This window comes from Mucilaginibacter glaciei (assembly GCF_014773245.1).
Taxonomy (GTDB): domain Bacteria; phylum Bacteroidota; class Bacteroidia; order Sphingobacteriales; family Sphingobacteriaceae; genus Mucilaginibacter; species Mucilaginibacter glaciei.
The window spans coordinates 122809-147335 of sequence record NZ_JACWMX010000004.1 but is presented as its reverse complement, the minus strand read 5'-3'; the positions used below and the strand labels follow the sequence as shown (position 1 = coordinate 147335).

Annotated in this window: 21 protein-coding genes and 1 tRNA gene; 11 read left to right on the top strand and 11 right to left on the bottom strand. The window is 44.1% G+C overall.

The window, feature by feature from the left end; translation table 11 throughout:
• Positions 1–2: 2 nt before the first annotated feature.
• Together abc-f and IDJ76_RS10595 are read right to left on the bottom strand one after the other, a co-directional pair.
• Positions 3–1868, bottom strand: coding sequence for a ribosomal protection-like ABC-F family protein (gene abc-f, locus IDJ76_RS10600; protein ID WP_191163294.1), 1866 nt, complete (start codon positions 1866–1868; stop codon positions 3–5).
• Positions 1868–2521 (bottom strand): NAD(P)H-binding protein, encoded by a 654-nt coding sequence (locus tag IDJ76_RS10595; RefSeq protein WP_191163293.1) that lies wholly within the window; start codon positions 2519–2521, stop codon positions 1868–1870. The genes abc-f and IDJ76_RS10595 overlap by 1 nt, the downstream gene beginning before the upstream one ends.
• 85 nt (positions 2522–2606) lie before the next feature.
• Between IDJ76_RS10595 and IDJ76_RS10590 the strand changes: the two genes are divergently transcribed.
• Complete coding sequence (locus IDJ76_RS10590) at positions 2607–3323, top strand: pirin family protein (RefSeq protein ID WP_191163292.1); 717 nt, start codon at positions 2607–2609, stop codon at positions 3321–3323.
• A gap of 95 nt (positions 3324–3418) precedes the next feature.
• Here IDJ76_RS10590 and IDJ76_RS10585 read toward each other — a convergent pair whose 3' ends face one another.
• Genes IDJ76_RS10585 through IDJ76_RS10570 form a run of 4 tightly spaced genes read right to left on the bottom strand, consistent with a single transcriptional unit; the run spans position 3419 to position 8169 of the window.
• Positions 3419–3934, bottom strand: coding sequence for a glutathione peroxidase (locus IDJ76_RS10585; protein WP_191163291.1), 516 nt, complete (start codon positions 3932–3934; stop codon positions 3419–3421).
• Between the two features lie 47 nt (positions 3935–3981).
• Entirely contained in the window at positions 3982–4407 is a 426-nt protein-coding gene (gene ybeY / locus IDJ76_RS10580; protein WP_191163290.1) for an rRNA maturation RNase YbeY, read from the bottom strand.
• Complete coding sequence (locus IDJ76_RS10575) at positions 4407–4829, bottom strand: ATP-binding protein (RefSeq protein ID WP_191163289.1); 423 nt, start codon at positions 4827–4829, stop codon at positions 4407–4409. Before IDJ76_RS10575 ends, ybeY begins: the two co-directional genes overlap by 1 nt.
• Before the next feature lies 1 nt (position 4830).
• Entirely contained in the window at positions 4831–8169 is a 3339-nt protein-coding gene (locus IDJ76_RS10570; protein WP_191163288.1) for a DUF4175 family protein, read from the bottom strand.
• An 85-nt stretch (positions 8170–8254) separates the two neighbouring features.
• On the opposite strand from IDJ76_RS10570, the gene IDJ76_RS21150 reads away from it, so the two are divergent.
• From IDJ76_RS21150 to IDJ76_RS10555, 3 genes are all read left to right on the top strand, one after another.
• A complete protein-coding gene (locus IDJ76_RS21150) occupies positions 8255–8959 on the top strand; it encodes a response regulator transcription factor (RefSeq protein ID WP_317173962.1) in 705 nt (234 codons plus the stop codon).
• Positions 8960–9239: 280 nt separating this feature from the next.
• Positions 9240–10502 (top strand): MFS transporter, encoded by a 1263-nt coding sequence (locus IDJ76_RS10560; protein ID WP_191163287.1) that lies wholly within the window; start codon positions 9240–9242, stop codon positions 10500–10502.
• 357 nt (positions 10503–10859) lie between these two features.
• Positions 10860–10933 (top strand) — tRNA-Pro (locus IDJ76_RS10555).
• Between the two features lie 62 nt (positions 10934–10995).
• Here IDJ76_RS10555 and IDJ76_RS10550 read toward each other — a convergent pair.
• Positions 10996–11865 (bottom strand): OmpA/MotB family protein, encoded by an 870-nt coding sequence (locus IDJ76_RS10550; protein ID WP_191163286.1) that lies wholly within the window; start codon positions 11863–11865, stop codon positions 10996–10998.
• A gap of 199 nt (positions 11866–12064) precedes the next feature.
• Here IDJ76_RS10550 and IDJ76_RS10545 point away from each other — a divergent pair, with 199 nt between their 5' ends.
• The 5 genes from IDJ76_RS10545 (at position 12065) to ligD (ending at position 18912) form a co-directional block, all read left to right on the top strand.
• Positions 12065–13678 carry a M28 family peptidase gene (locus IDJ76_RS10545; protein ID WP_191163285.1) on the top strand — a complete coding sequence of 538 codons (1614 nt, stop codon included), beginning with the start codon at positions 12065–12067 and terminating at the stop codon, positions 13676–13678.
• A gap of 59 nt (positions 13679–13737) precedes the next feature.
• Positions 13738–14931, top strand: coding sequence for a threonine synthase (locus IDJ76_RS10540; protein WP_191163284.1), 1194 nt, complete (start codon positions 13738–13740; stop codon positions 14929–14931).
• Positions 14932–14952: 21 nt separating this feature from the next.
• The gene (locus IDJ76_RS10535; RefSeq protein WP_191163283.1) at positions 14953–15498 is read left to right on the top strand and encodes a hypothetical protein; all 546 of its coding nucleotides are present in this window, start codon (positions 14953–14955) and stop codon (positions 15496–15498) included.
• 114 nt (positions 15499–15612) lie between these two features.
• Positions 15613–16011: a VOC family protein gene (locus IDJ76_RS10530; RefSeq protein WP_191163282.1), complete on the top strand. Its 399-nt coding sequence runs from the start codon at positions 15613–15615 to the stop codon at positions 16009–16011.
• A gap of 144 nt (positions 16012–16155) precedes the next feature.
• A complete protein-coding gene (ligD, locus tag IDJ76_RS10525; protein WP_191163281.1) occupies positions 16156–18912 on the top strand; it encodes a DNA ligase D in 2757 nt (918 codons plus the stop codon).
• Positions 18913–19019: 107 nt separating this feature from the next.
• Here ligD and IDJ76_RS10520 read toward each other — a convergent pair whose 3' ends face one another.
• From IDJ76_RS10520 to IDJ76_RS10505, 4 genes are all read right to left on the bottom strand, one after another.
• Positions 19020–19385, bottom strand: coding sequence for a response regulator (locus IDJ76_RS10520; protein WP_191163280.1), 366 nt, complete (start codon positions 19383–19385; stop codon positions 19020–19022).
• A 208-nt stretch (positions 19386–19593) separates the two neighbouring features.
• Positions 19594–20223 carry an NAD(P)H-dependent oxidoreductase gene (locus IDJ76_RS10515; RefSeq protein WP_191163279.1) on the bottom strand — a complete coding sequence of 210 codons (630 nt, stop codon included), beginning with the start codon at positions 20221–20223 and terminating at the stop codon, positions 19594–19596.
• Positions 20224–20312: 89 nt separating this feature from the next.
• On the bottom strand, positions 20313–20705 hold the full coding sequence (locus tag IDJ76_RS10510; RefSeq protein ID WP_191163278.1) for a hypothetical protein: 393 nt from the start codon (positions 20703–20705) through the stop codon (positions 20313–20315).
• 12 nt (positions 20706–20717) lie between these two features.
• Complete coding sequence (locus IDJ76_RS10505) at positions 20718–22973, bottom strand: transglycosylase domain-containing protein (RefSeq protein WP_191163277.1); 2256 nt, start codon at positions 22971–22973, stop codon at positions 20718–20720.
• A gap of 121 nt (positions 22974–23094) precedes the next feature.
• Here IDJ76_RS10505 and IDJ76_RS10500 point away from each other — a divergent pair, with 121 nt between their 5' ends.
• Together IDJ76_RS10500 and IDJ76_RS10495 are read left to right on the top strand one after the other, a co-directional pair.
• Entirely contained in the window at positions 23095–24183 is a 1089-nt protein-coding gene (locus tag IDJ76_RS10500; protein WP_191163276.1) for an Mrp/NBP35 family ATP-binding protein, read from the top strand.
• 45 nt (positions 24184–24228) lie between these two features.
• Positions 24229–24507, top strand: a complete 279-nt coding sequence (locus IDJ76_RS10495; RefSeq protein WP_191163275.1) for a NifU family protein — start codon at positions 24229–24231, stop codon at positions 24505–24507.
• Positions 24508–24527: the final 20 nt, after the last annotated feature.

Below are 24527 nucleotides of genomic sequence, written 5' to 3'. Positions count from 1 at the left end.
TGTTACGCCTCTTTTAACTCACCTAATTCAATCCAACGAGCTGTTTTGCTATCTAACTGTTTGTTCAAATAAACAATCTTATCTGTAAGTTTAGTCAGTTCTTTCGGGTCAATATTAGTGGTGTTAAGCTGCTCATTAGTTTCCTTCAACTTGGCTTCTACATCAGCAATCTCTTTTTCCAGGCCTTCAAATTCCTTTTCTTCTTTAAAGCTTAGTTTGGCTTTTTTGGGCTGTTCGGCTTGGATAGGGGCAACGATAGCGGGCTTTTTATTCTGCTGTTTCGCTTCCTCTAATTCAATCCGGTATGATGTGTAGTTACCGTTATAGATTAGAACCTTGCCTTCGCCTTCCATAATGAAAAGCTGATCGGTTAACTTATCCAGCAAATACCTATCGTGCGATACCATGATCAGGATACCCGGGAAGTTGGTTAAAAATTCTTCCAATACGTTTAGCGTATCGATATCCAAATCATTGGTAGGCTCATCTAAGATCAGGAAGTTCGGGTTCTTGATCAGGATGCTCATCAGATGGAGGCGTTTCTTTTCGCCTCCACTTAATTTAGAAACCATCCCGTATTGTTTAACAGGAGGGAAGAGGAACAATGTTAGCAGGGCAGAGGCGGAGATTAGTTTCCCATCCGCCATCGTGATAAACTCAGCCACATTTTTTACAATATCAATCACCCGTTCATCTTCCTTAAAGGTTAAACCCGATTGGTTAAAGTAACCGATCACGGTGGTCTCGCCTTTGATAATCGCACCCGAATCCGGTTGCAAACCGCCGGTGATCAGGTTCAGCAAGGTAGATTTACCGCTGCCATTTTTGCCGGCTAAGCCAATCCGGTCGCCTTTTTTAAAAATGTAGCTAAAGTCTTTAATATAAGTGTTGCCATTAAAGCCTTTGGTGATGCTTTCCATCTCCATGATCTTATTGCCCTGGCGCGCGGTTTTTACACTTAGCTCAACGTTCTGTTTAGGTCCGTTGTTCTTGGTTTTTGATTCCAGATCATAAAAGGCATCGATCCTTGATTTGGATTTGGTTCCACGGGCTTTAGGCTGGCGGCGCATCCATTCCAGTTCTTTACGCAATAAGTTGGAGTTCTTTTGAAAGGTAGCTTCGTCAGATGCTTCGCGTTCGGCCTTCTTCTCCAGATAATAACCATAGTTACCAAAGTAGGGGATGATCTTACCTCGGTCAATCTCTAAAATTTCGTTACAAACGTTATCCAGAAAATACCTGTCGTGCGTAACCATTAGGATGGTTTTGCTGCCTTCGGTCAATAATTTCTCCAGCCACTCAATAGTATCAATATCCAGGTGATTGGTCGGCTCATCTAAAATATAGATCTCCGGGTCCTCAATTAACAGTTTAGCCAAAGCCAACCTTTTTTTCTGGCCGCCCGATAGCGTGCTGATGTGCTGATTAAGGTGGTGAATATCGAGCCTGCCTAAAATGGTTTTGATCTTATATTCATATTCCCAGGCATCTATCTCACTCATTTCTTCCATCACTTTATCCATCTCCTTCATGTTCTCCGGGTCGTTCTCTAACAACTCCTCATAACGGCGGATCAATTGCTGCTGGATATTATCCGCATGGAAAATGTAGTCACTGATAGTAATGGCACCTTTAAAATGCGGGTCCTGCTCCAGGTAACCTACGTTAAGGTCTTTACTTTGTGCTACTTTACCCTCGGTTGGCTTAAGTGATCCTGAAAGGATTTTTAACAAGGTTGATTTTCCCGCACCGTTAATGCCCACCAAAGCCACGCGTCGGCCGCGGTTGATGCCAATAGTAAGGTTTTTAAATAACCAGTTGTCATGAAAGGAATGGCCTAAACTTTCGGCCGAAATATAAGTGCTCACTAAATAGTTTGTATTTTATTTGATGGATGTATAAAAGTACCGGTATCGGTTTGTAATGATTTTTTGTACATGGCATTGGCCACTGTGCTGCCTTTTATGCTGCGGTATTTTTTTAAACCACCAACTAACAGCGGGTCTATTAATTTAAATAAAGTAATCAACGCCCCCTCCAAAGTCCGCTTGCGTTCCCGCTGGCCAACCAGCATAGATGGCTGATAAATATGCAGGGTAGGGAAGCCTATCTGTTTTATCGCATCTTCTAATTCGCCTTTGAGCCTGGTATAATCTGTAGCTGAATTTTTGTCGGCACCGATAGACGATACCAAATGAAATTGAGCCACTCCATTTCGTTTTGCCAGTTTAGCCAACGTTAATGGGTATTCATAATCTATCTTGCGATATTGCGCCTTATCCGGTGTTTGCGATTTAGTCGTACCCAGGCATGAAAAAACGGCGTGACCTGTTAGGGCATCAGCATGTTTAGGCAGATCATCAAAGTTGATTACCAATTGAACTAATTTTTTGTGCTGAATGGGTAGTTCCTCGCGGACTAACACCAACACCTCATCATATTCCTGCTGTTGCAGCAATATGTTTACCAAATTACTGCCAATTAGGCCGCTTGCGCCCGCTATAATTGCCTTGTATGCCATTATGGTCGGTTTAATTTGCAAAAATACGCATAATTAAATTGTGGAATAACTATTGTATGTTTAAACATATAAAAAGGAATGTATTATGAAACAGGTACTTTACCCCGCAAAAGAACGCGGGTTTAATGATATAGGCTGGCTAAAGGCTAATTTTTCGTTTAGTTTTGGCCCCTACTATAACCCCGAGCGTACAAACTTTGGTGCGCTACGTGTATTAAATGACGATATTATTGCAGCGGGGCGTGGTTTTGGCGCACATCCTCACGATAATATGGAGATCACGACCATTGTTTTAAAGGGCGCATTAGAACATAAAGACAGCATGGGTAACGCCGGAGTGATCAACGCAGGCGATGTGCAGATAATGAGCGCCGGGAGTGGTGTTACCCATTCGGAGTTTAACCCCTCGTCGACAGAGGCAACGCAATCGCTCCAGATCTGGATCTTCCCAAAGGAACGGAATATCCAGCCACGGTATGATCAGAAGAGCTTTGCCGATGCGTTGGTGCCAAATCAATTGATAATGCTGATATCGCCGGATAAGGCCGCTAATGATACCCTATGGCTTAACCAGGACACCACATTTTCAATGGGTGTTTTTGATACCGGCCTACAGGTTAATTATGCAGTTAAAACGGAAGGGAACGGTGTTTATGTATTTGTGCTGGAAGGATCTGTAACGGTTAATGAAAATACATTAAATAAAAGGGATGCCTTAGGTATTTCTGATACCGAGGAGTTTACAATCATAACTAACTCAGAAGCGCAATTGCTGATCATAGAAGTACCCATGAATTACTAAGCACACTACACCCAGATATTGAAGAATAGAATATAGATTATAACAAAAACGGAGGCTCAATTTGAGCCTCCGTTTTTATTTAAGAATTATTTTAATTACAATGCTTTGGTGATCTCGTCAGACATTGGGGTCACTGTCGAGCGGTAACGGTGAATCAAGTTGCCATTCTCGTCGATCAGGAATTTCTCAAAGTTCCATTTGATCTCTCCTGTGAAATCAGGGTTTGGTGCTGATGTCAGGTAAGCGAACAGAGGGTCGATATCATCACCTTTAACACTAACCTTGGTGCTCAAAGGGAAGGTTACGCCAAAATTCTTTTCGCAGAAAGCTTTAATGTCGGTATTCGTACCGGGCTCTTGCTGGCCGAAGTTATTTGCCGGGAAACCTACAATAACCAGCTTATCTTTATAAGTATCGGCTAATTTTTGTAACTCTTTGTATTGCGGAGTAAACCCACATTTTGATGCGGTGTTTACGATCAATAATTTTTTTCCTTTGTATTTTTTTAACGAAAAAGACTTGCCGTCGATATCCGTCAGCTTGAATTTATATAAAGTTGGGGCTGCAGATGTTACAAACATCAGCGAAAATAGTAATGCAAGTGTTTTCATGATTTTTTAAAAGTTGTTTAGTTGAATTAACTACGTAAAATTAACTATTAAAAGTTTCTCTTACCTAAATATTCATCTTCTTTTAAAGTCATTTTTTTCTTATCGGCGGCCGATTTATCTTTATACCCCAATAAATGTAGTGCACCGTGTATCATTACCCGGTGCAACTCCTGTTCTGTAGTGACCAAAAACTTGGCGGCATTTTCCTTGATGCGCTCTATCGAGATGAAAATATCGCTCATAACCACCCCCTCCACCTCCGAGTTATCAAAGGTGATTATATCGGTGTAAGTATCATGGTCGAGATATTGCCGGTTGATCTGCAGCAGGTACTCATCCGAGCAAAAAACGTAGGTGAGTTCTTCAAGTGTAAAACCTTCTGCTATAATGGTATCCGTTATCCATTTACGAACGGCAGTTTTATTTTTTAACTTATAGCTGATGTCTTCTTCGTGAAAAGTAATAGCGGGCATTAGAATTTAAAATGGAGTTCAACCTCGTTACCCGAGGTATTAAATATACATTGGTCTGCTAAGTGCTTTAGGATGAATACGCCACGGCCGGTTAATTCTTCTAAACGGTCTGGTGCGGTAGGGTCGGGCAGGTTGTTATAATCAAAGCCTGGCCCCTCATCTGTTATCGTCCAAACTATCCGTCTCGACTCTACATCGGCATTAATAATAACCGTTTTGCTCTCGTCAAGCTGATTGCCGTGCACAATGGCGTTAACTGCGGCCTCATTAAGGCAGGTCATCATGTTGGCAAAGGTATCCCCGGGTATCTGATATTTATCTGCCACCTCTTCTATCAAATTCTCCAGCAAGGTAATGCTCTCGTATTTTGAGGGAAGCTGTAAGGTAAATAATTCGCCCGTTTGCACGTTTGCCTGTTCCATATTATTTCGCATTGAGTTGGTCAAAGTAAAGTTTAATTTTTTGCCTGTAATACAAATTAAGTGCCGAAGGTACCGTTCTAATCTGTTCTGTTTGCTTTGTCTTTACCTGCTCATAATCCTGCAAAGCTTTAATATATCCCGGTGGTAGGTCATTAGCAGCGTGGCTTTCGCGTTTCTGGTCCTGTTCGCGCTGCTGCTCCGCCTTTTCTGCCTCTAACAACCGTGTTTGTATCTGCTGCTGTCGTTTTAGTGCCTCGTCTGTAATTCGTCTGTTTACGAGATCGTTCTCAGTTTGTTCCATTTCTTTTGAAATTTTATCCAAATTGCCCAAGCCGCTCTTCCCGTCCTTGTTATTTTCCTTATTTATTTGTTGCAGTGTTTGTCTTATTTGCTGCTGCTGTCGTGCCATACGCGCCAGCTGTTCGCTCATTCCCTGTTGCCCCTGTTTACCGCCTTTACCCTGTCCCTGTTGCGGCTGGTTGCCTTGCTGCTTCATTTGCTCGCGCGCCTGCTGCATGTTTTGGTTAAGCTGCTGCTGCATTTTGCTCAATTGCGATATAGAGGGCTGCCCTTGTTTGCCCTTACCGCTGCCGCTTTTATTCTGCATTTTTTGCAGCTGCGCCAGGGCCTCGCTTAGCATTAGCGCCAGGTTGTTCATTGATGTCATGGCAAACTGCTGGTTGCGGGTTGCCTGCTGGGTATTCCTGTCGCCCAGGTTAGCCAGGGCCTGGTCTATATGGTCATTTATTCCGGCTATCTCCTTATTTACCGTCGATTGGATCTGCGGGATGCGCTTGCTTAACGAATATAGCGTATCCTCGGCCGTTTTCAAATTATCTTTGACATCCTTTTGGCTTTGGGCCAGGCCAATATAGGCAGGGTCGTTAGGGAAGATGCTCCTTAACGATTGCATGATCTTTTCTTGTGTAAAAGAGCTGTTTACCAATGATTTTAACAGCTCGCGCAGTTGCCGGGCATCTACCGCGTTCTGGCTACTTTCGCCTTCCTGCTCATCCTGTTGCAGCTTGTCGGCCAGTTGTTTCATTTGTTTAGCTGCCTGCTGCTGAGATTTGGCGGCCTGCTGGTTGTTCTTTTTTTGCAGGCTGTTGCTGCTTTGCTTCATCTGCTCGTCAATGGCCTGCTTTTCCTTTTCAGGGTTATCGAATTTCTCTTTATTGCCGTTTTGGTCGTCTGTTTTCTTCAGGTCGTCCAGTTGTTTTTTGATGTCCTGAAAATCGTTGTTCAATTTCTCCTGATCCTTTAGTCCATCGGCTGCCGGTTGTGATTTTTGGGTCTTATCCGCCTGGTCCTGCTGTTCTTTGGCCAAAGTTTCTAACCGGTTCACTACCTGGTTAAGCTTTTGCTCAAACTCCAGCTTTTTGTAAAGTTCCAGCATGCGGTCAAGCTCCTTGCGGGTCGATTTATTGTCACTTTGCATTATCTGCAATTCATCGCGCGTAGCGTCTTTTTGGTCCTGCTGCATCAGTTGTTGCAGTTTCTCCAGCATCTCTTTGGTCTTATCGTCCAGCAGGTCCTTAAACAGCTCGTCCATTTGCTGTTGTTTTTCGGTCAATTCGTTTTTTTGCTGCTGGCTTTCCTGGCGGTTGTACTGGTTCTTTTTATTTTCTTTTTGAATATCTTTCAACAACACCTCCAGATCCTTGCGTTTCTGCAGCAGCTGCTCCACCTGTTTTTTCTCATCGAAAGAGAGGTTGTTCTTATCCAAAAAGGCTTGGTTTAGTTTTTTAGCATCCTTTTCTATCTGCCCGGCAATTTTTACTGCCGACTGCATTTTTTGTTTTACTGCCTGCGTACCTGCGTTCAGCTGCTCGTTCAAAGCTGCGGCATCGGGCATATTTAAGGTGCGTTCTGGTGTGCGGGTTGTTTTGGGGCCGTTTACACCGTCGTTATCTGCAACTTCAAAATAGTAAGTAATATTGTTCCCAGCCTTAATGTCTAATTCCTTCAAATTCCAGAAATAAAAGAAGCTGCTCTCGGTGGCGTTCAAATCAGCCTTAACTGTTTTAGTAACCGATCTTTCCCGGCCCTTGTCGCCGGTTTTGTAATGAAAAGTCAACGATAAAAAGCCGTGATCGTCGTGTATCTTACCATTAAAATAAAAAGCCTTCCTACTTACCGAGTCGGGCCGTTCGTCAACCTCGATAGTCGGCGCCACATCCGCAATAACATTGATACGATAACTTGCCGAATCACTCCGGTTCACAGCACTATTTAACGGACTGACCTCGTAGACAGCGTTTTTTAAAATGCGTTCGCGATGTTCAAAAAGATCGGCCGTAGTAGGTTGAATCGTTTTGCTACTATTATCTAAAGTAAAAACTAATCCCGTTGTATTTTGGGTGTGGAATTTCCAATTAACAGATGTACCGGCGGGGACGGTTAGATCGCCTGCGTTGGCAACCGTTTCATTCTTTTTATGCAAGTAAGCGGGGTAGCTTAATTCGGCATCAAAATGTAACACTACCGGGCGCAGATTAACCTTAATCTCGTATGGAACGGATTTAAACCCGTTGCCTACCAGCCGGAAGCTGGTGCTTTGCTGTAAGTTGCTAAACAAATAATGGAACCGGCTGATGTTCTCTTTATCCAGCTTGAAGGTGTTGTTGGCAGTTTCTATATAAATATCCGCGGGTAATTTGTCACCTATCAGCTTTAGGTTAAGTTTTAGGTCTTCGCCCTGTAAAGCAGAAAGGCCTTTATTGAGCAGCACAAACTGAAAAGGGGCCACCGGCGCAAAGTATTCGTTATGGCGAATGATCCTTTTGGTGCTTTCGGTAAGGATAGTGGGGGCAGCGAACGCGATAATACAGATGATAGCCGCTGGAGGGATAACCCATTTCAAGTATTTCCGGTTATCGCAAATGTTAATGGCCGAGGGAAAACTCACGGGTTTTAATGCTTCAATTTTTTGGTTGATGCTGGCCTCTAACAGCTCACGATGGTCGGGGTTCTCGTCCACCTGTTTTTTTAACTGCAGTGTGTTCAACAACTTATCATGGACATCATTAAAATGCTGCCCGATAATAGCTGCCGCCTGATCATGCGTGAGAGTTTTACCCAACCGCAGGCGGGCCATTAATGAAGGCACAATGAGCCATGCAATCAACCCTAAATTGAGCAGGATAAAAAAGTAGAAAAGTATAGTGCGGGTTGTAGTATTAAAATTACCGTAATACTCGCTTAAGGTAATTACTACGTAGGCAGAAAATATGCCCGCGCCCAAAAATATCAGCCCGCGCAGCAGGTTGTTATAATGGTATTTACGGATAAAGGTGTTGATCTTACCGATCAGCAACTCATAATTTTCTGGCGATGTCATTAATGGGGGTAAGGTAACCAACGTACGGGATACAACGAAAATAGGGGTTTAAATAATATAGCTTGCTATAATTAAAACTTTAGTTGTGATTATAATTTATCAACCCTACATTACCGAATATTTAACCAGCCCCGGTACTTTGGAAACACATATACAAAAACACCTGGCAAGTTTTGCCGCCTTGCCCTGTGTGGTCATTATTCATGATATTGCGGATGGTGCTGTTGTTTACATGTCTGAACGTGGGGTGAAGGGCCTGCAAACCACGCTTCAAGAGATCCAGGCACTACCTGCTGCAGAATATTATAAAAGATATTTTAACAGCGAAGATGCTCAGGATTATGTCCCTAAAATTTTAGGCCTGCTGGAACGTAATAATGATGATGAAATGATCACTTATTTCCAACAGGTGCGGTTACCTGGCAAGCCCGACTGGAGCTGGCACATGTCAAGCACCAAAATTTTTGAGCGAGACCCTTCCGGTAAACCCAGCCACACCATAACTATTGCGGTGCCTATTGATGCCATGCACCACATGACAGCCAAAGCCACCCGTTTGTTAGAAGAAAACAATTTTTTGAGGCGCAATTACAAAAATTATAGTACCCTTACCAAGCGCGAACGCCAGGTATTGGCGCAGGTTGCCATGGGTAAAAGCGCGGTAGAAATTGGCCAGGAACTTTTTATATCGGTACGCACTGCCGAAACGCATCGTAAAAACATAAAGCAAAAACTAAACGCCAGTACCTTCGAGCTGATGCAGTATGCCCGTGCATTTGATTTGGTTTAATCCCGAAAACGGGTAAAAAAAACGATAGCCGATCATAACCCCCCAGTCATTTTTCGGCTATCGAAATTTTGTAAGATTACATCATAACGTATGCCGAAACAGTAAGGCAACCCGCTTACGGGTTTTATGATGCAGCTCAAAAATAATTCTATACGGTAAGGCTCACAATACGCAGAACTGGGTAGTTTAAAAATAAATTATACAGAGAAAGGTAATTTAAATATTACAACGGCGGTAAAAAACAATTATTGGTTTAAATCTGTCGTTGAATTATTATCGAATGAATATAACTACTTTCAGGGCTTTCAAAAGCCGCAATTACCGGCTGTATTTTGCCGGGCAATCCATTTCTTTGATTGGCACGTGGATGCAAAAAACAGCGGTAAGCTGGGTTATCTACTCGCTTACGCACTCCACCTTTATGCTGGGTGTAAGCTTATTTGCCAGCCAGTTCCCGTCGTTTTTACTGTCGATATTTGGCGGCGTAGTGTCTGACAGGTACAACCGCTATCGGGTTTTGCTGTCTACACAGGTAGCATCCATGATCCAGGCTACGTTGTTAGCAGTGCTCATCCTGCTTAACCATTATGAAGTTTGGGAGATACTGACGCTGAGTGTGCTGCTGGGGATCATCAATGCATTTGATGTGCCGGCAAGGCAATCGTTAGTTTACGAGATGATAGAAGATAAGGAAGACCTGCCCAATGCACTCGCCCTTAATTCGTCGATGGTGAACCTGTCCCGGCTAATAGGCCCCGCCATTGCCGGCTTCGTTTTAGAAACACTGGGCGATGGCGTTTGCTTTGTGCTGAATGCGGTAAGTTTTATTGCCGTATTGGCCTCCTTACTACTAATGCGCCTCCCTAAATATATAAAGACCGTCCACAAGAAAAATGCCTTTGGCGAATTAAAGGAAGGACTGGCCTATATCCGCGCCACACCATCTATCGGCTTTGTGATCGTGATGCTGGGGCTCATCAGTCTGTTTGTGCTGCCTTTCAGCACGCTGATCCCTTATTATGCCCGCGAAGTATTTAAAGGCAACGCTACCACATTTGGCGTTATCGACAGCGTAATCGGTTTAGGTGCATTCTCGGGGGCTATCTTCCTGGCATCGTTACAAACCGGCAGCGACCTGAAGCGAATCTTAAGTATAAATACTTTGGTTTTTGGCGCGGGGCTGATCCTTTTCTCGCATGAGCAAAATTACCCGCTGGCACTGATATTTGCCACCATCGCCGGCTTTGGTATGATGTCGCAGATCACGATCAGCAACACCCTGATCCAAACCACGGTTGAACCCGCCATGCGCGGCCGGGTGATCAGCTTTTACGCCATGGCATTCTTCGGCCTGCAACCAATCGGCGGTTTGCTGGTAGGCGGCGTATCTAAATGGGTGGGCACGCAGGACACCATTTTGATAGAGGGCTGCATAGCCATTTTGATAGGCTTGTTACACATGCGTTACCTGCGTAAAGAAAAACTGAAACAGCAGCATAATGTAATGGCGGTAGAGGAGCACCATGTGCAGGCGGTGGGGTAGTGTGATAAAAGGGATACCATGCCAAAATCAAGACAACGAGTAGCAAGAAATTACCAAATGTTAATGATGCAGATTTCTTGATAGTTATGTATCTTCATCACTAATGAGCGCCAACAAAAAAAAATTCCAAAACGAACAGATTAACGATTTGGTCGAAAGATTTAAACATTTAAGTACAGAAGCTATTATTGTAAGGATGACAAATTTTAACAAGTCAAACGAAATCTTCGCAGCGTATAAAAAAATCCTCAAAGATAGAGGGGTGAATGACTATTTTGATAAATTAACATCTTAACCATTTGCTTTCCAAAATTTTTATTTTTTAGCACAAATTATATATTTGTTGCCCCGATAATTCGGGATGTAGCGTAGCCCGGTATCGCGCCAGCATGGGGTGCTGGAGGTCGTAGGTTCAAATCCTGCCATCCCGACTAAACACAAAACGCCCCGTTCAATTATTTGAACGGGGCGTTTTATTCTAAACCATTCCCTCTTATTTCTGAACTGGCGCTTTCTCCGGCGCTTTACCTATCAGGTCCATAAACTGATCCAGCTTAGGGGTGATGATAATTTGGGTACGCCTGTTTTTAATTTTACCGGCTTCGGTCGTGTTTTCGGCAATTGGGCTATACTCGCCGCGGCCGCCTGCTGTTAAGCGTTTCGGATCAACCTGGTAAGTGGTTTGTAAGGCCATCACTACTGATGCTGCCCTTAAGGCACTCAGGTCCCAGTTGTTGCGGATATTCTTCTGAGAAATAGGCACGTTATCGGTATTACCTTCAATTAACACATCGTAAGTGCTGTAATCTTTAATGATCTTGGCGATCTTATCAAGTGTCGCTCCGGCTTTGTCAGAGATCTCATAACTGCCCGATTTGTATAACATGTTATCAGACAGCGAAATATAAACCACTCCTTTGAGTACCTGTACATTTACATCCTGGCTTTCTGCCTGGCTTAATGAGCGGGTTAAGTTATTGGTCAGCACCAGGTTAAGCGAATCGCTTTTGTTTTTAGCGTTCACCAGCTGCTGAATGTATTTGTTAGAGCTGTTGATCTCGTCAACCAGTTTAGAAATGTTCAGGTTACCCTGCCCGCTGCTGGTTAAACATTTATCTAAGGCAGCTTGTAATTGCCTTGCGTTGGTCCTTTCAGATGCCAGCTGCTCTTCTAAACTTTTAACGCGCCCATTCGCTACGGCAAGGCCCTGTTCGCTGGTTTGGTATTTAACACTCAGGTCGCGGGTGCTGTTCTGCAGCTGGTCGTAATTGCCTTGTAGTTCTTTATATTTTTTAGAGCTTACACAGCTCGAGGCCATTATTGTACCGGCAAGTAATGCGGGTATTAATATTCTAATCTTCATAAAATGATATTTAGTTAAAACTGCACCTTAAACGAAGTATACTCTAAAATGTTTTACGCATACGCATTTGTTGTCTTGCAAACAGATGAAAATCAGCCGTTAACGCGGATGAAGGCTGTTTTTTGTATAGTAACATTATCGATAAATACTTGACGGTGCACCTTGTAGTTAATACCTTGCAGTAATAAGCACAACCCTCATGAATAGAAAAACAATCCGGCTTGTCCTGGCCTTAGCAACTATAACCACTACGGGTTTTTCCCAGCAAATAACACTGTCTCCCGAAATTAAAACAGCCCTGGCTGGGGTTAGTCCCGATCAGATCAAAGCTGACATTACCTACCTGGCAGATGATAAGCTAAAGGGCCGTGCGCCCGGCAGCGATGGTTACCAGATGGCGGTTGATTATGTGACCGCGCAGCTGAAGGCCCTTAACGTAAAGCCTGCCGGCGAGGATGGCACCTGGCTGCAGAAAGTGCGCCTGCGTAAAGCCTTTATAAAAGATGCCCAACTAATCTTAAATGGCGTCTCAGCCGTGGCTAAGAGTTTTGTGATCTACCCTAATCCTATTGTCGATAATATGAAAGCATCGGGTGGGTTGGCCTTTGTAGGCTATGGCATCAGCGAGCCGGCTTTAGGTTATGATGATTATGGCGGGATTGATGTTAAGGGCAAGATCGTAGTTATCCTAAGGGGATCGCCAGAGAAATTTTCATCGTCGGTAGCGGCGCATGTGATGAATTCTACCCAGATCATGAGGGTGGCTGCCGAGCATGGCGCTATCGGGGTAATGGTCGGCAATGCCGATTCAGCCGCCAGAATGGCGAATGTGAGCCGCGGCACTTACAGCATTATGGACGAGAAGGGCGATGTATCTATTTCCCGCACTTTTTACTCTAAACAATTAAGCGTGTACGGCGCATTAAGTTACGCACTGTTAAACCCGTTGGTAAAACAGGCGGGTAAAGATCTGCAGGCTCTCCCGGCGTTATTGAAAGCAGGCCAGCCGCAATCTTTTGCCATCAACGCGGCAGCCAATGTTGCCTACACATCCACCTATCAGGATATTTTAAGTTACAATGTGATTGGTAAGGTAGAGGGTGCCGATGCCAAACTGAAGAAAGAATATGTAGTACACAGCGCCCACCTCGATCATCTGGGTGTAGGTGCGCCCGTGCAGGGCGATTCTATTTATAATGGCGCGCATGATAATGCATCGGGTGTGGCAAGTGTTTTAGGGATTGCCAAGATCTACAACAGTATAAAAGTTAAACCCAAGCGTTCCATCTTATTTGTGCTGATGACGGGAGAGGAGCTGGGCGACTTGGGCTCCGGCTACTTTGCCAAACACCCAACCGTGCCTGGGAAAAGTTTGGTTGCGGATGTGAATACCGATATGCCCACCATCATTGCACCTCTGTTATCAGTAACTGCTTTGGGTGCCGAGCATTCATCATTAGCTAAACAGGTAGACCAGGCAGCTTCATATTTAGATTTATCGGTTGAGCCCGACCCGGAACCCAAACAAGCCCGCTTTACCCGCAGCGACCAATACAGCTTTGTGGTACAGGGTATCCCGGCGTTGCATATTAAATACGGCAGCAAAACCGCCGACGGTAAAAATAACCTGAACGACATCGTTGCGCCATGGCGGGCAAAGTATTACCACAAACCGCAGGACGATATTAACGGTGTTTTTGATTTTGAGGCCGGAAAAAAATATGTGCAGCTCAATTTTATTATCGGTTATTTAGTTGCGCAGGAAACAGCAAAGCCAACATGGAACGCAGGTGATATTTTTGCCACCAAATAAACCGCACACAAAACAACGAGGCAGTCGTTTTATACGTATTAAGGGATAAGGATTGGGTTATGATAAGCAATATTGAGGTAGAGAAAAGTTCGTTACTGGTAAATTTAAAATGCCCGGAATGCGGTGCGGAATATGATGCATCGGCGGTTCATACCATATGTTTGAACGATGCCTGTAAAAGTTCCCTTTTCGCCAGATATGACCTTTCACAATATTTAGATAAGGCAGTGCTAAAAGACCGCCCGGCTAATATGTGGCGTTATCATGAATTGCTGCCAGTTATCGACCCGAAAAATATCGTAACCCTTGGCGAGGGTTTTACACCCATCATTTCCTTAGAAAACCTCAAAGACCAGGCCGAAGGAAACGAAGTTTTTTGGAAGGATGAATCAGGTAACCCTACCGGCTCGTTCAAAGCGCGGGGCATCAGCATGGCGGTTTCTAAGGCAAAAGAATTAGGCATTATCGCTATTGCTACCCCAACCGCAGGCAACGCGGGCGGTGCTTTAGCTGCTTATGCAGCACGGGCTGGCATTAAGGCCGTAGTTTATATGCCAAAACTCACCCCGCAGGTTTTTAAAGACGAATGCCGGTTATATGGTGCTGATTTGTTAGAGATTGACGGCAACATCAGCGATTGCGGCAGGTTGATCAACGAAGACGCGGTAGCCAACGGCTGGTTCCAGATATCGACCCTGAAAGAACCTTACCGACTGGAAGGCAAAAAGACCTTAGGCTTTGAAATTGCCGAACAATTTAACTGGCAGCTGCCCAATGTGATCTTATACCCAACAGGTGGCGGAACGGGCTTGATAGGTATTTGGAAGGCATTTGACGAACTGGAACAATTAGGCTGGATAGATAGCAAGCGCCCGCGAATGGTGGCGGTACAGTCGGAAAGTTGTGATGGTATAGTAACAGCCTTTCTGGGTGGTAAACATCATTCAGAATTTGCCGATGGTGGCTTCACCATAGCTAACGGCCTGCGTGTTCCCAAACCTTATGCCGATAAAATCATTCTGAAAGTACTGCGCGATAGCCGCGGTACTGCACTTACCATCAGCGATGGTGAAATGAATGAAGCTGTAAAAGAGGTTGCCCGTACAGAAGGCATGCTGATAGCCCCCGAAGGCGCGGCACTTTGGCAAGCCTATAAAAAACTCAGAGCGCAGCAATGGATCAAACCCGGCGAAAGGGTGCTTATGATCAATACGGGCAGCGGGTATAAGTACCTGGAGAATATTGAAATATAGGTTATTTTTCTAAATTACAGTATGCTTAAGATAGTTTTTTATACGGTATGTGTTGGCGTGATTGTCTGGTTGCTTTTTTACGTTGTGTTATTGTTTGCATGGTATCTCTCTACACCAAGCGCACCCCAAAGAAATTCATCATGCGAAGCACATGAGGCTGGGAGAATAACATTTGATGTTAAAAGCGATCGTTTAAATTTGCCAAAAATGATTGACTCGTTTCTTGTTAGTCATAACGAATATTCTTTATCTTATCTTTTTGAATCGAATTATAGCCACAATAATTCAGAAAACTGTAATTGTTGTTGCATCGACCCATATTCCAACAAAGAAATTGCCTTCAATAAAGCACCAATTGAAATCTACACTATTCAAGCGGTTATCAATGACACCAGCCAAACTGAAAACGGGAAAGGCCGCATTAACATTGTATCCACATACACAAACAACAGATGGCATTGCGTTTTAACATCCCAAATGGATAGTTTGGAAAAGAGAAGGGTTTACAAGCGCTTTAATGATGAGATCCTATCGCGGTTGCCCGTAGTTGAAAGCACCACTCAATAACAATTGGCGTTAATTGCCTCGTAATCCGTCGTATTCACACCTTTTAACTGTTGCATATTGGCTGCATTTTTGTTGTGCATTGATAACCAATCATTAACTATAAATAAAGCCATCATGTTAAAAGATTCAAGAGCATTCGGCAGTTTCTCTGTAAACGATATCGATCAGGCAGAAACTTTTTACAAAGAAGCCCTTGGCCTGGAAGTAGAGAGGAATGAAAAAATGGGCAACATATTAACCGTGCATACCGGCGGGGACGCTCATTTTATCATCTACCCGAAACCAAATCATACACCGGCGGAATTTACCGTACATAATTTTATGGTGAAAGATATTGATGAAACGGTGAACGGCCTGAAAGAAAAGGGCGTGCCCTTCGAAAGCTATAATAGCGAATATTTAAAGACCGATGAAAATGATATTTCCCGCGGCGGCGAACGCGGGCCCAGCATTGCCTGGTTTAAAGATCCGGCCGGGAATATCTTATCAGTAGTTGAAGAAGGGAAGAGTTGAGCAGTTAATAGGTATCTGTATAAAAACACCGGTTAAATTATAAGATCTCCGTGATCTTGGTATTTCTCTGTGCCCTTTGTGGTTAAATAACCACAAAACTATATCACAGGCAAAATGTTCAATTAATAATTAAACATTTACACCATGAGCCTGGACAAATACGCCGAGAAACGGGACTTTACCAAAACCGCCGAACCTAAAGCCGGAAAAAGCAAGGACAAGGATAAGCTGATGTTCGTGATCCAAAAGCACGATGCCTCACGCCTGCATTACGATTTCAGGCTGGAGATGGACGGTGTATTAAAAAGCTGGGCAGTACCTAAAGGGCCATCTACAGACCCTAAAACCAAACGCCTGGCGATGATGGTAGAAGACCATCCGTTCGATTACCGAAACTTTGAAGGGATTATCCCGCAAGGTGAATACGGCGGCGGTACGGTGATTGTTTGGGACGAAGGCACCTACGAGCCTATAGAAGAGATTAAAGGCAAGAAAGCACAGGAAAAGCACCTGCTGGCGCAATTAAAGGCCGGCTCATTAAAAATAAAACTCCACGGCGAAAAACTGGAAGGCGAATACGCCCTGGTCAAAACCCACGGCATGGGCGAGAATGGCTGGCTGCTGATCAAACACAAAGACGATTTTGCATCAACTGCCGATATTACTAAAAAGGATAAGTCTGTGCTTTCCGGTAAAACCATCGAAAAGATGGAAAAAACCAGCGAAAAGGTTTGGCAGCACGGGCATGAGGAGGTTATAACAGAAGAAAAGCCGAAGAAGAAATCAGCGTCAAAAAAAAAACTTCATGAGCCTATTGCCGACTTGGCAGAAGTAGCTGACGAATCGGAAGCCTCAAATGATCTGGATGTTAAGGCTATCTTGAAAAAAGCCCCAAGGGGTGCTATCCCAACGGGCGTAAAACCCATGTTGGCCACGCTGGTAAACGAACCCTTTGACGACCCGGATTGGGTGTATGAGGTAAAATGGGATGGCTATCGTGCGCTCGGCTTCATCAACAAAGGCGATGTGCAACTGCTCTCGCGCAATAACAAAGATTTTAATGAAAAATATTACCCGCTGAAAACCCTGCTGGAAAGCTGGAAAATTAATGCGGTAATAGATGGCGAGATACTGGTACTGAATGATGAGGGCGTATCTAACTTTGGTGCCTTGCAAAACTGGCGCAGCGAGGCGGATGGCGAGTTGGTGTTATATGTATTTGATATTTTATGGTACGATGGTAAAAACCTGATGGACCTGCCTTTGATAGAACGCCAGGCGATCCTGAAAGAGGTGCTGCCTGATGATGACGACCGCGTGCGGCTCAGCCAGACTTTTAAAGCCAATGGTACCGAGTTTTTTGAAGCTGCGGGTAAAATTGGTTTAGAGGGCATTATGGCTAAGCGGGCTAACAGTACTTACGTAGCCGATAACCGGTCAAAAGACTGGCTAAAAATAAAGATCAACAAACGGCAGGAGGTGGTGATAGGTGGCTTTACTAAAAACGAAGGCACCGGCAAACAATTTAGTTCGCTCTTGCTGGGTGTTTACGAAGATGGCAAATTCCAATACGTAGGTAAAGTAGGCACAGGTTTTTCTGATAAGCTGCAAAAGGAAATGATGGCCACGTTTAAGCCGTTGATAACAGATAAGCTACCTTTTGATACCGAGCCGGATGTAAATAAGCCATCGCGTTTCCGGCCCAATCCGCCGAAGGCTAAAGCCACCTGGCTAAAGCCGGAGTTGGTTTGTGAAGTAAGCTTTGCCGAAGTTACCGGCGATGGGGTATTTCGCCACCCGTCATTTGAAGGGATGCGGGCAGATAAAAAAGCGAAAGAAGTGGTCCGCGAAACAGAGGCCGATACGACAGATATTGTGGAGGATGCCGCGGAACCAACGGAAGAAAAAAAATCAAAAGAGAAACCCGAAAAGAGCAATATTGTAAACGCGCCGAAAGAAACTGTAAAACGTACGCTGCTTAACCCCAAGGAAGAAACGCAGGTAAAAAAGATCTGCGGGCACGATTTGAAGTTTACCCACCTAGGCAAGGTGTATTGGCCCGAGGATGGCATTACAAAGCGGGATATGTTCAATTATTACTACCAGGTAGCAGAATATATTTTGCCGTACCTAAAGGATCGGCCGCAATCTTTAAATCGTTTCCCTAATGGCATACATGGTCCGAGTTTTTACCAGAAGGATGTAAGGGGCAAATCGCCGGATTGGGTAAAAACCTTTCCCTACACCACGAGCGACGGCGAAGATAAAGACTACCTGGTTGGGCAGGATGAAGCCACCTTGCTTTGGATGGCATCATTAGGCTGTATTGAAATGAACCCCTGGTTTAGCCGGATCCAATCGCCGGATAACCCGGACTATTGCATAATTGATCTCGATCCGGATAAAAACACGTTCGACCAGGTGATAGCAGCCGCGCAGGAAATTAAAAAGGTATTGGATGCTATCGATGTACCGGGCTATTGCAAAACCTCGGGATCAACAGGGATGCATATCTATATTCCCTTGGGTGCCAAATATGACTATGACCAATCGCAGTTATTTGCCAAATTAATAGTGAATATCGTACACAAGCAAATCCCCGACTATACATCGTTAGAACGCATGGTAAAGAACCGCGACGGCAAAATGTACCTTGATTTTTTGCAGAACCGCCCGGGAGCAACCATTGCCGGCCCATATTCACTGCGGCCAAAACCCGGTGCAACGGTTTCCATGCCCCTGCATTGGGATGAGGTGAAACCAGGCCTTACCATGAAACACTTCACCATTCATAACGCCATTGCCCGTCTCAAAAAAGAAGGCGATCTGTTTAAGGGAGTGTTAGATGAGGGAATCGACCTGGAGAAAACGATCAAAAAAGCGCAGAGTATATTTAAATAGATTAGTCGCCCATCGTGCCCTTCTCAGGGAAGGAATTAAAAAGTTCAGAAACAAAAGAGCAGAAATACATTACATATTTCTGCTCTTTTGTTTCTTTCTATCGTTAATTATGCTGCCAGCTGGTGCTCAACTTTATCGAGCAGCACAGTCATATCGAAAGGTTTGCTTAAAAAATCATCAGGAGAACCCATTTGGTTTAAGGAACTGCCTATCTCGTCAACGGCAGAGCATATAATTACAGGTAAATTGTGCGTAGCCTTATCCATTTTCAGGATCCTGCAGATATCCCGGCCGTCCATCCCGGGCAGCATAGCATCCAGGATCAAAAGATCGGGACACGTGTTATTCACTTCGTTGATAACCATTTCCCCGCTGCTTAGCGAAGATACATCATAGCCGTTGTTGGTAAGTATGTAGCTCATTACCTCAACTATCAGGTCGTTATCATCAACTATTAATATTTTCTTGGTCATGGCTTGTTGTATTTCAATAGGTTATGCAAAGCCTATGCCGATAATGAAATAATTTTTGTTTTTAACCGTTCACTTCACCCTGGTATATGCCAAGTTAAAGCCCATTAAGCATAAATTAATATTTTGCCCTAAAAAAGAAAGGGCCTCAGGTAATTCTATTTTAGAATTGCCTGAGGCCCAAAGTGTCCTGTTTAGGAGTAATATTCGTTTAGATATGAATAAACAGTTCTTCTTTTGATCTGCGCACTTTAGCTAATTTGGCATAATCATCATCAGCAGCGCGGAAACCGATAGGGGCAATCACGCTGGCAGTTAAACCTTTTTCTTTCAAGCCTAATATTTCATCAAACTTACCCGCATCAAAGCCTTCCATAGGGCAGGCATCAATATGCAGGTCGGCAGCGGCACTCATCAAAACACCTAATGCGATGTAAGCTTGTTTGTGCGACCAGGCAATTTTTTGATCTTGGGCTAAACGGTCAATCGTACCAACCATCATTTGCTCATATTGTGCAAGGTCGCTGCGGTTCATATTACGGGTTGCGGCAATGTTATCTACATAAGCATTTACCATTGCTTCGTCAATAGTAGTTTCAGATGCAAATACAAGCAGTTGCGATGCTTCTGAAAGTTGTTGCTGGCCGTAAGCGGCAGCAGTCAGTTGTTGCCTGATCTCCGCATCCGCAACAACCAATATCTTGTAAGTTTGTAAACCGTAAGACGATGGTGCTAACTGGATAGCCGATAACAATTGATCTAACTGCTCTGCAGAAAGTTTTTTGTTGCTATCGAATTTTTTGGTGGCATAACGCCATTTTAAGTTATCTAATAATGACATGTTGATTTCAATTAATTTTTTTTCAAACATAAATGTTGCAACATTTAAATTGGTCATCAATAAGTAAACTATTAAATTAGAGGTATTTATTAAAATTCGTCAACCGTTGATCGGATATCGCCATATTCCTCCCCCTCAAAATAAATGGTTTTGGAGGGCTCATCTATCTCAAAGTTCCAGTAAGAGTGCTGGTTATTCAAACCATTAACCAACGCCGAGCAGCTAAAGGTTAATTGCAGATCATATAACAAGCGTACCCTCCCGTTCAACTTTACCGGATCGAAACGCTTTAACTCGAAACGTAGGTTGGTGATCTCGGGCGAGCCGAACTTTTCTTTTTCCTCCTGCTTCAACGCTTCAACAAGTAGGTAAAAGGCCTCTGTTCCGGGGCTAAACAGCACCCCTGCTAATGGTATAATGTCCTCGCTAACAAGAGGGATGCAAAAGTTATCAGGAAACGCCGTTGAAAAGGATTCTTTCATGTATTGACCAAATTATGGCATCCTGGATTTCATTTCCTTTTCTTTATCCTTACTTTCCTGTTTCAGGCGTTTCTTCTCGTCTTTAATATCCTGTTTGGTTTTGCCTGCGGTATCAATGTTATCTATGCGGCGCTTGTAATCATCCTTCATGGTACTGATCTCCTGCTTGATGCGCTGTTTGATCATCTCGTTGGTTTCTTTGATCTTCTCTTCGGCTTTGGCTGCAGGAGTAGTATCTTTTTTACCAAATAGACGCTGAATGAATGTTGGGCGTTTTGTTTCTTCGTAAACGGGTTCAACACCTACGCCGCTCTCATCAGTTTGTTTGATCAGGCTATCGGCCACGGCGGTATCAACAGGAGCAATGGTGCGGCGCAGGCTTTCCTTCAACCGCACACCGTAAAAGCCATAAGCGCTGGTATCTCTCGGCGTTAAACCTTTGCCAGCCATTAAACGGCCAATTAAATTAAAATAGCCATGTAGGCCCGGGCGCAGGGTGCCATCCGGCTGGAAATGGTATAGACCCGCTTTGGGGTTAGGTACAATACTGGCCAGGAAAATACTTTCGCCGATGGTTAGTTCGGATGGCGATTTGCCAAAATAATAATGTGATGCTTCGGCAATCCCATAAATACCGCGTCCCCATTCTATAATGTTAAAGTAAACCTCCAGCATGCGGTTTTTGCTCATGATGCGGTTGTTCTCAATCATCCATACGATCAGGATCTCTTCTATCTTACGCGATAAGGTTTTGTTCCTGCTCAAAAAGGCGTTCTTAACCAGTTGCATGGAAATGGTACTGCCGCCGCGCTTAAACTTATGGTCTTTAATATCCGTAATGATAGATTTGCGAATAGACTCTTCTACAAACCCCTTGTTTTTATAGAAGGAAGGATCCTCTGCCGTCATTACCGCGTTACGCAGGTTGGGCGAAATATCTTCCAAGCGGGTAAAATCTTCATTTTCGGGGCCGATAACATGGGGCGACATCGGTTTGCCCTTTTCATAAGGCGTGTATACAAATGTACTGTTCAATTTACCCAGGTCGGTTTTACCGTAGCTGATGATCCGGAAATTATCCTTATCCAGCCGCGAATCGAATTGCAGGTTATCTATTTGGCTTGCGTTATAAAACAGGTTAAGGTTATAGCTAAGTTTACCGGCCACCTTAATACCGTCTAACGATTCGAACATGCCGGTGGGGAAGGCATCGAAGATATCCTGCGCGTTTTGCCAGTCGCTATGCACCTTCAATTCATAGATCTTAACCGGGTTAAGCGTGTATTTGATGTAAGGGTTGGCGGTTATTTTTTTGAGGTGAATAACCGAAGAACTATCCAACGATACATAATTGCTGCCTACAAAAATATTGGCATCTATCCCGCCATTAGGAATAATAATATCGGTGGTTGACAGGCCCGGGTGATTGATCAACAGGTTGCGTACCGATAGGTAACTATAGATCTTGGTCTCCCCGCTTCCGTTACTTACTTTGGTTAACTTGGTAGTAAGGGTATCAAAGTTCAATTTCACTTTAAACTTCTTTTGCAGGATAGGCAGCTCCACTTTTTTACCATCGGCGTATAGCTTCACATCAATGTCTTTATCTGACGCATGCATTTTGCCATCAAAGTGCCAGGTAGCCTGCGCGGTGCCGTCGTCTACATTAATGGTTGAGGTGAGCTTGCCGTCATTGATGCGGGCTGTTGTTGCTGATGCGCTCATACGGCTGCTGTCATCCTTAAAACTTATCAGGAAGTTGGTTAATGACAGGTTATCAGGGATCTTATAAAGTACATCGTTAATGAGATTGTTCGATAGCTCGGACAGATCAACCTTGTTACCGGTATTGGTGGTGTCTTTTTTCTTTTTGAACAGAAAATCAAAATTTTTAACGCCTTTGATGCTGGTTAAATTTATGTGGCCATTCTCAACTACCACATCTGCCAGTTTAATGGTGCCGAATATAAGCGGGAAGATCTTAACGCTAACGTCAAACTTCTTTACAGAGAACAGGCTGTCGCGCTGGTAAGGGATAACGGAAATGTCGGTAAAAGCCACTGTACTTAAGCCTGTAAACTTCGCCGAGCCTATTTTTACATCTAAATTATAATCCCTTTTTGCTTTTGATTTAGCTTTGCTGATAGCTTTTTGCAGCAGTACTTCGCGTTTAGAATAGGCAACAAATCCGCCTATGAGCATGATCAATACGAATACGGCGGCAGCTATTCCTGCTATACGAAGATATTTGGGGTTGATACGGCGCATCTGATAAATTTGTTCAAAACTAAACTAAATATGATGTGGTGCAAACGGCGGGCCGTAGCAAATGTTTTTTGATAACAACGCAAGCTGCTACCTGTTTTCGTATTTTTGCGATGAAATAAAAATGGAAATAACTAAAGAACAAGTATTACAAGCCCTGGGCAATGTAGAGGAGCCGGACCTGAAGAAGGACCTGGTAACCTTAAATATGATCCAGGACATCCACATAGATGGCAGCAAGCTCAGCTTTTCGGTTGTCTTAACAACCCCGGCATGCCCTTTAAAGGCTTTGATAGAAAATGCCTGTCGCAATGCCATTGGTCACTTTATCAGTAAAGAGGTCGAAGTGACGGTGAATATGACCTCGCGCGTTACATCGCAAAAGAACACCGGGGTACCGGGTGTTAAAAATATCATTGCGGTAGCATCCGGCAAAGGCGGGGTAGGCAAATCTACCGTATCGGTTAACCTTGCGCTGGCACTTTCAAAAACAGGCGCAAAGGTAGGTTTAATAGATGCCGATATTTACGGCCCCTCTATCCCTATCATGTTCGGGTTAGAGAATGAGCGGCCGAAGGCCAGCCAGGTAGACGGCAAAACCCGGATAGAACCGATAGAAAAATTTGGCATCAAGCTGCTATCGATAGGTTTTTTTACCGACCCTAACCAACCTGTGCCCTGGCGTGGGCCAATGGTATCTACAGCCATCAAGCAGTTGTTTAACGACGCCGAATGGGGCGAGCTGGATTACCTGGTTGTAGACCTGCCACCGGGTACCGGCGATATCCACATCACCGTTACGCAAAGCTTCCCGGTTACAGGTGCGGTAATTGTAACCACACCTCAAAAGGTGGCGCTCGCCGATGCTAAAAAGGGCGTGGGCATGTTTTTAATGCCTGCCATAAACGTACCGATATTGGGTGTAGTAGAGAACATGAGTTACTTTACACCTGCAGAATTACCTGAGAATAAATATTACATTTTTGGACAAGGCGGCGGGCAAAAATTGGCGCAAACCTTAGACGTACCATTTTTAGGAGAGATCCCGCTGATAAAAAGCATCAGCGATAGCGGCGACGCAGGCAGGCCAATAGTGATGGACGAAGGGGGTGTGATGAATACGGCATTTATGGAAATGGCCCGCAGGGTTGCCCAGCAGGTGTCTATTAATAATGCCGTTAGCCCTATGCAAGCCACCCCGGTAGCGGATTAGGCTATTTAGATAATTTTAAATAACTTTACTATATAATTAAATAAAATGAGTTTAACAGATCAGGTAGAAGCAGCATTGGATACCATTCGCCCTTATTTAGAGGCAGATGGTGGTAACGTGTCTGTAGAAGAAATTACTCCTGAAAAAATAGTGCGGTTAAAGTTATTAGGTTCATGCGGCTCTTGCCCTATGAGCATCATGACGTTGAAAGCCGGCATTGAGCAAGCGATACTGAAGGCAGTACCGGAGATTACTGGCATTGAAGCGATAAACCTAACCGACATTGATGACCCCAATGCCGTGCTCCCTGAAAATTTAAGATAGTTGTTAAGAATTGTTAAATT

Bases quoted from the DNA above. Each gene is read 5' to 3' on its own strand.
- ligD (WP_191163281.1), top strand. From the start codon at position 16,156: ATGAGCCTGGACAAATACGCCGAGAAACGGGACTTTACCAAAACCGCC.
- IDJ76_RS10510 (WP_191163278.1), bottom strand. From the start codon at position 20,705: ATGAAAGAATCCTTTTCAACGGCGTTTCCTGATAACTTTTGCATCCCT.
- ybeY (WP_191163290.1), bottom strand. From the start codon at position 4,407: ATGCCCGCTATTACTTTTCACGAAGAAGACATCAGCTATAAGTTAAAA.
- IDJ76_RS10575 (WP_191163289.1), bottom strand. From the start codon at position 4,829: ATGGAACAGGCAAACGTGCAAACGGGCGAATTATTTACCTTACAGCTT.
- IDJ76_RS10560 (WP_191163287.1), top strand. From the start codon at position 9,240: ATGAATATAACTACTTTCAGGGCTTTCAAAAGCCGCAATTACCGGCTG.
- IDJ76_RS10590 (WP_191163292.1), top strand. From the start codon at position 2,607: ATGAAACAGGTACTTTACCCCGCAAAAGAACGCGGGTTTAATGATATA.
- IDJ76_RS10495 (WP_191163275.1), top strand. From the start codon at position 24,229: ATGAGTTTAACAGATCAGGTAGAAGCAGCATTGGATACCATTCGCCCT.
- IDJ76_RS10520 (WP_191163280.1), bottom strand. From the start codon at position 19,385: ATGACCAAGAAAATATTAATAGTTGATGATAACGACCTGATAGTTGAG.
- IDJ76_RS10545 (WP_191163285.1), top strand. From the start codon at position 12,065: ATGAATAGAAAAACAATCCGGCTTGTCCTGGCCTTAGCAACTATAACC.
- IDJ76_RS10585 (WP_191163291.1), bottom strand. From the start codon at position 3,934: ATGAAAACACTTGCATTACTATTTTCGCTGATGTTTGTAACATCTGCA.
- IDJ76_RS10530 (WP_191163282.1), top strand. From the start codon at position 15,613: ATGTTAAAAGATTCAAGAGCATTCGGCAGTTTCTCTGTAAACGATATC.
- IDJ76_RS10535 (WP_191163283.1), top strand. From the start codon at position 14,953: ATGCTTAAGATAGTTTTTTATACGGTATGTGTTGGCGTGATTGTCTGG.
- IDJ76_RS10595 (WP_191163293.1), bottom strand. From the start codon at position 2,521: ATGGCATACAAGGCAATTATAGCGGGCGCAAGCGGCCTAATTGGCAGT.
- IDJ76_RS10500 (WP_191163276.1), top strand. From the start codon at position 23,095: ATGGAAATAACTAAAGAACAAGTATTACAAGCCCTGGGCAATGTAGAG.
- IDJ76_RS10505 (WP_191163277.1), bottom strand. From the start codon at position 22,973: ATGCGCCGTATCAACCCCAAATATCTTCGTATAGCAGGAATAGCTGCC.
- IDJ76_RS10550 (WP_191163286.1), bottom strand. From the start codon at position 11,865: ATGAAGATTAGAATATTAATACCCGCATTACTTGCCGGTACAATAATG.
- IDJ76_RS10515 (WP_191163279.1), bottom strand. From the start codon at position 20,223: ATGTCATTATTAGATAACTTAAAATGGCGTTATGCCACCAAAAAATTC.
- IDJ76_RS10570 (WP_191163288.1), bottom strand. From the start codon at position 8,169: ATGACATCGCCAGAAAATTATGAGTTGCTGATCGGTAAGATCAACACC.
- IDJ76_RS10540 (WP_191163284.1), top strand. From the start codon at position 13,738: ATGATAAGCAATATTGAGGTAGAGAAAAGTTCGTTACTGGTAAATTTA.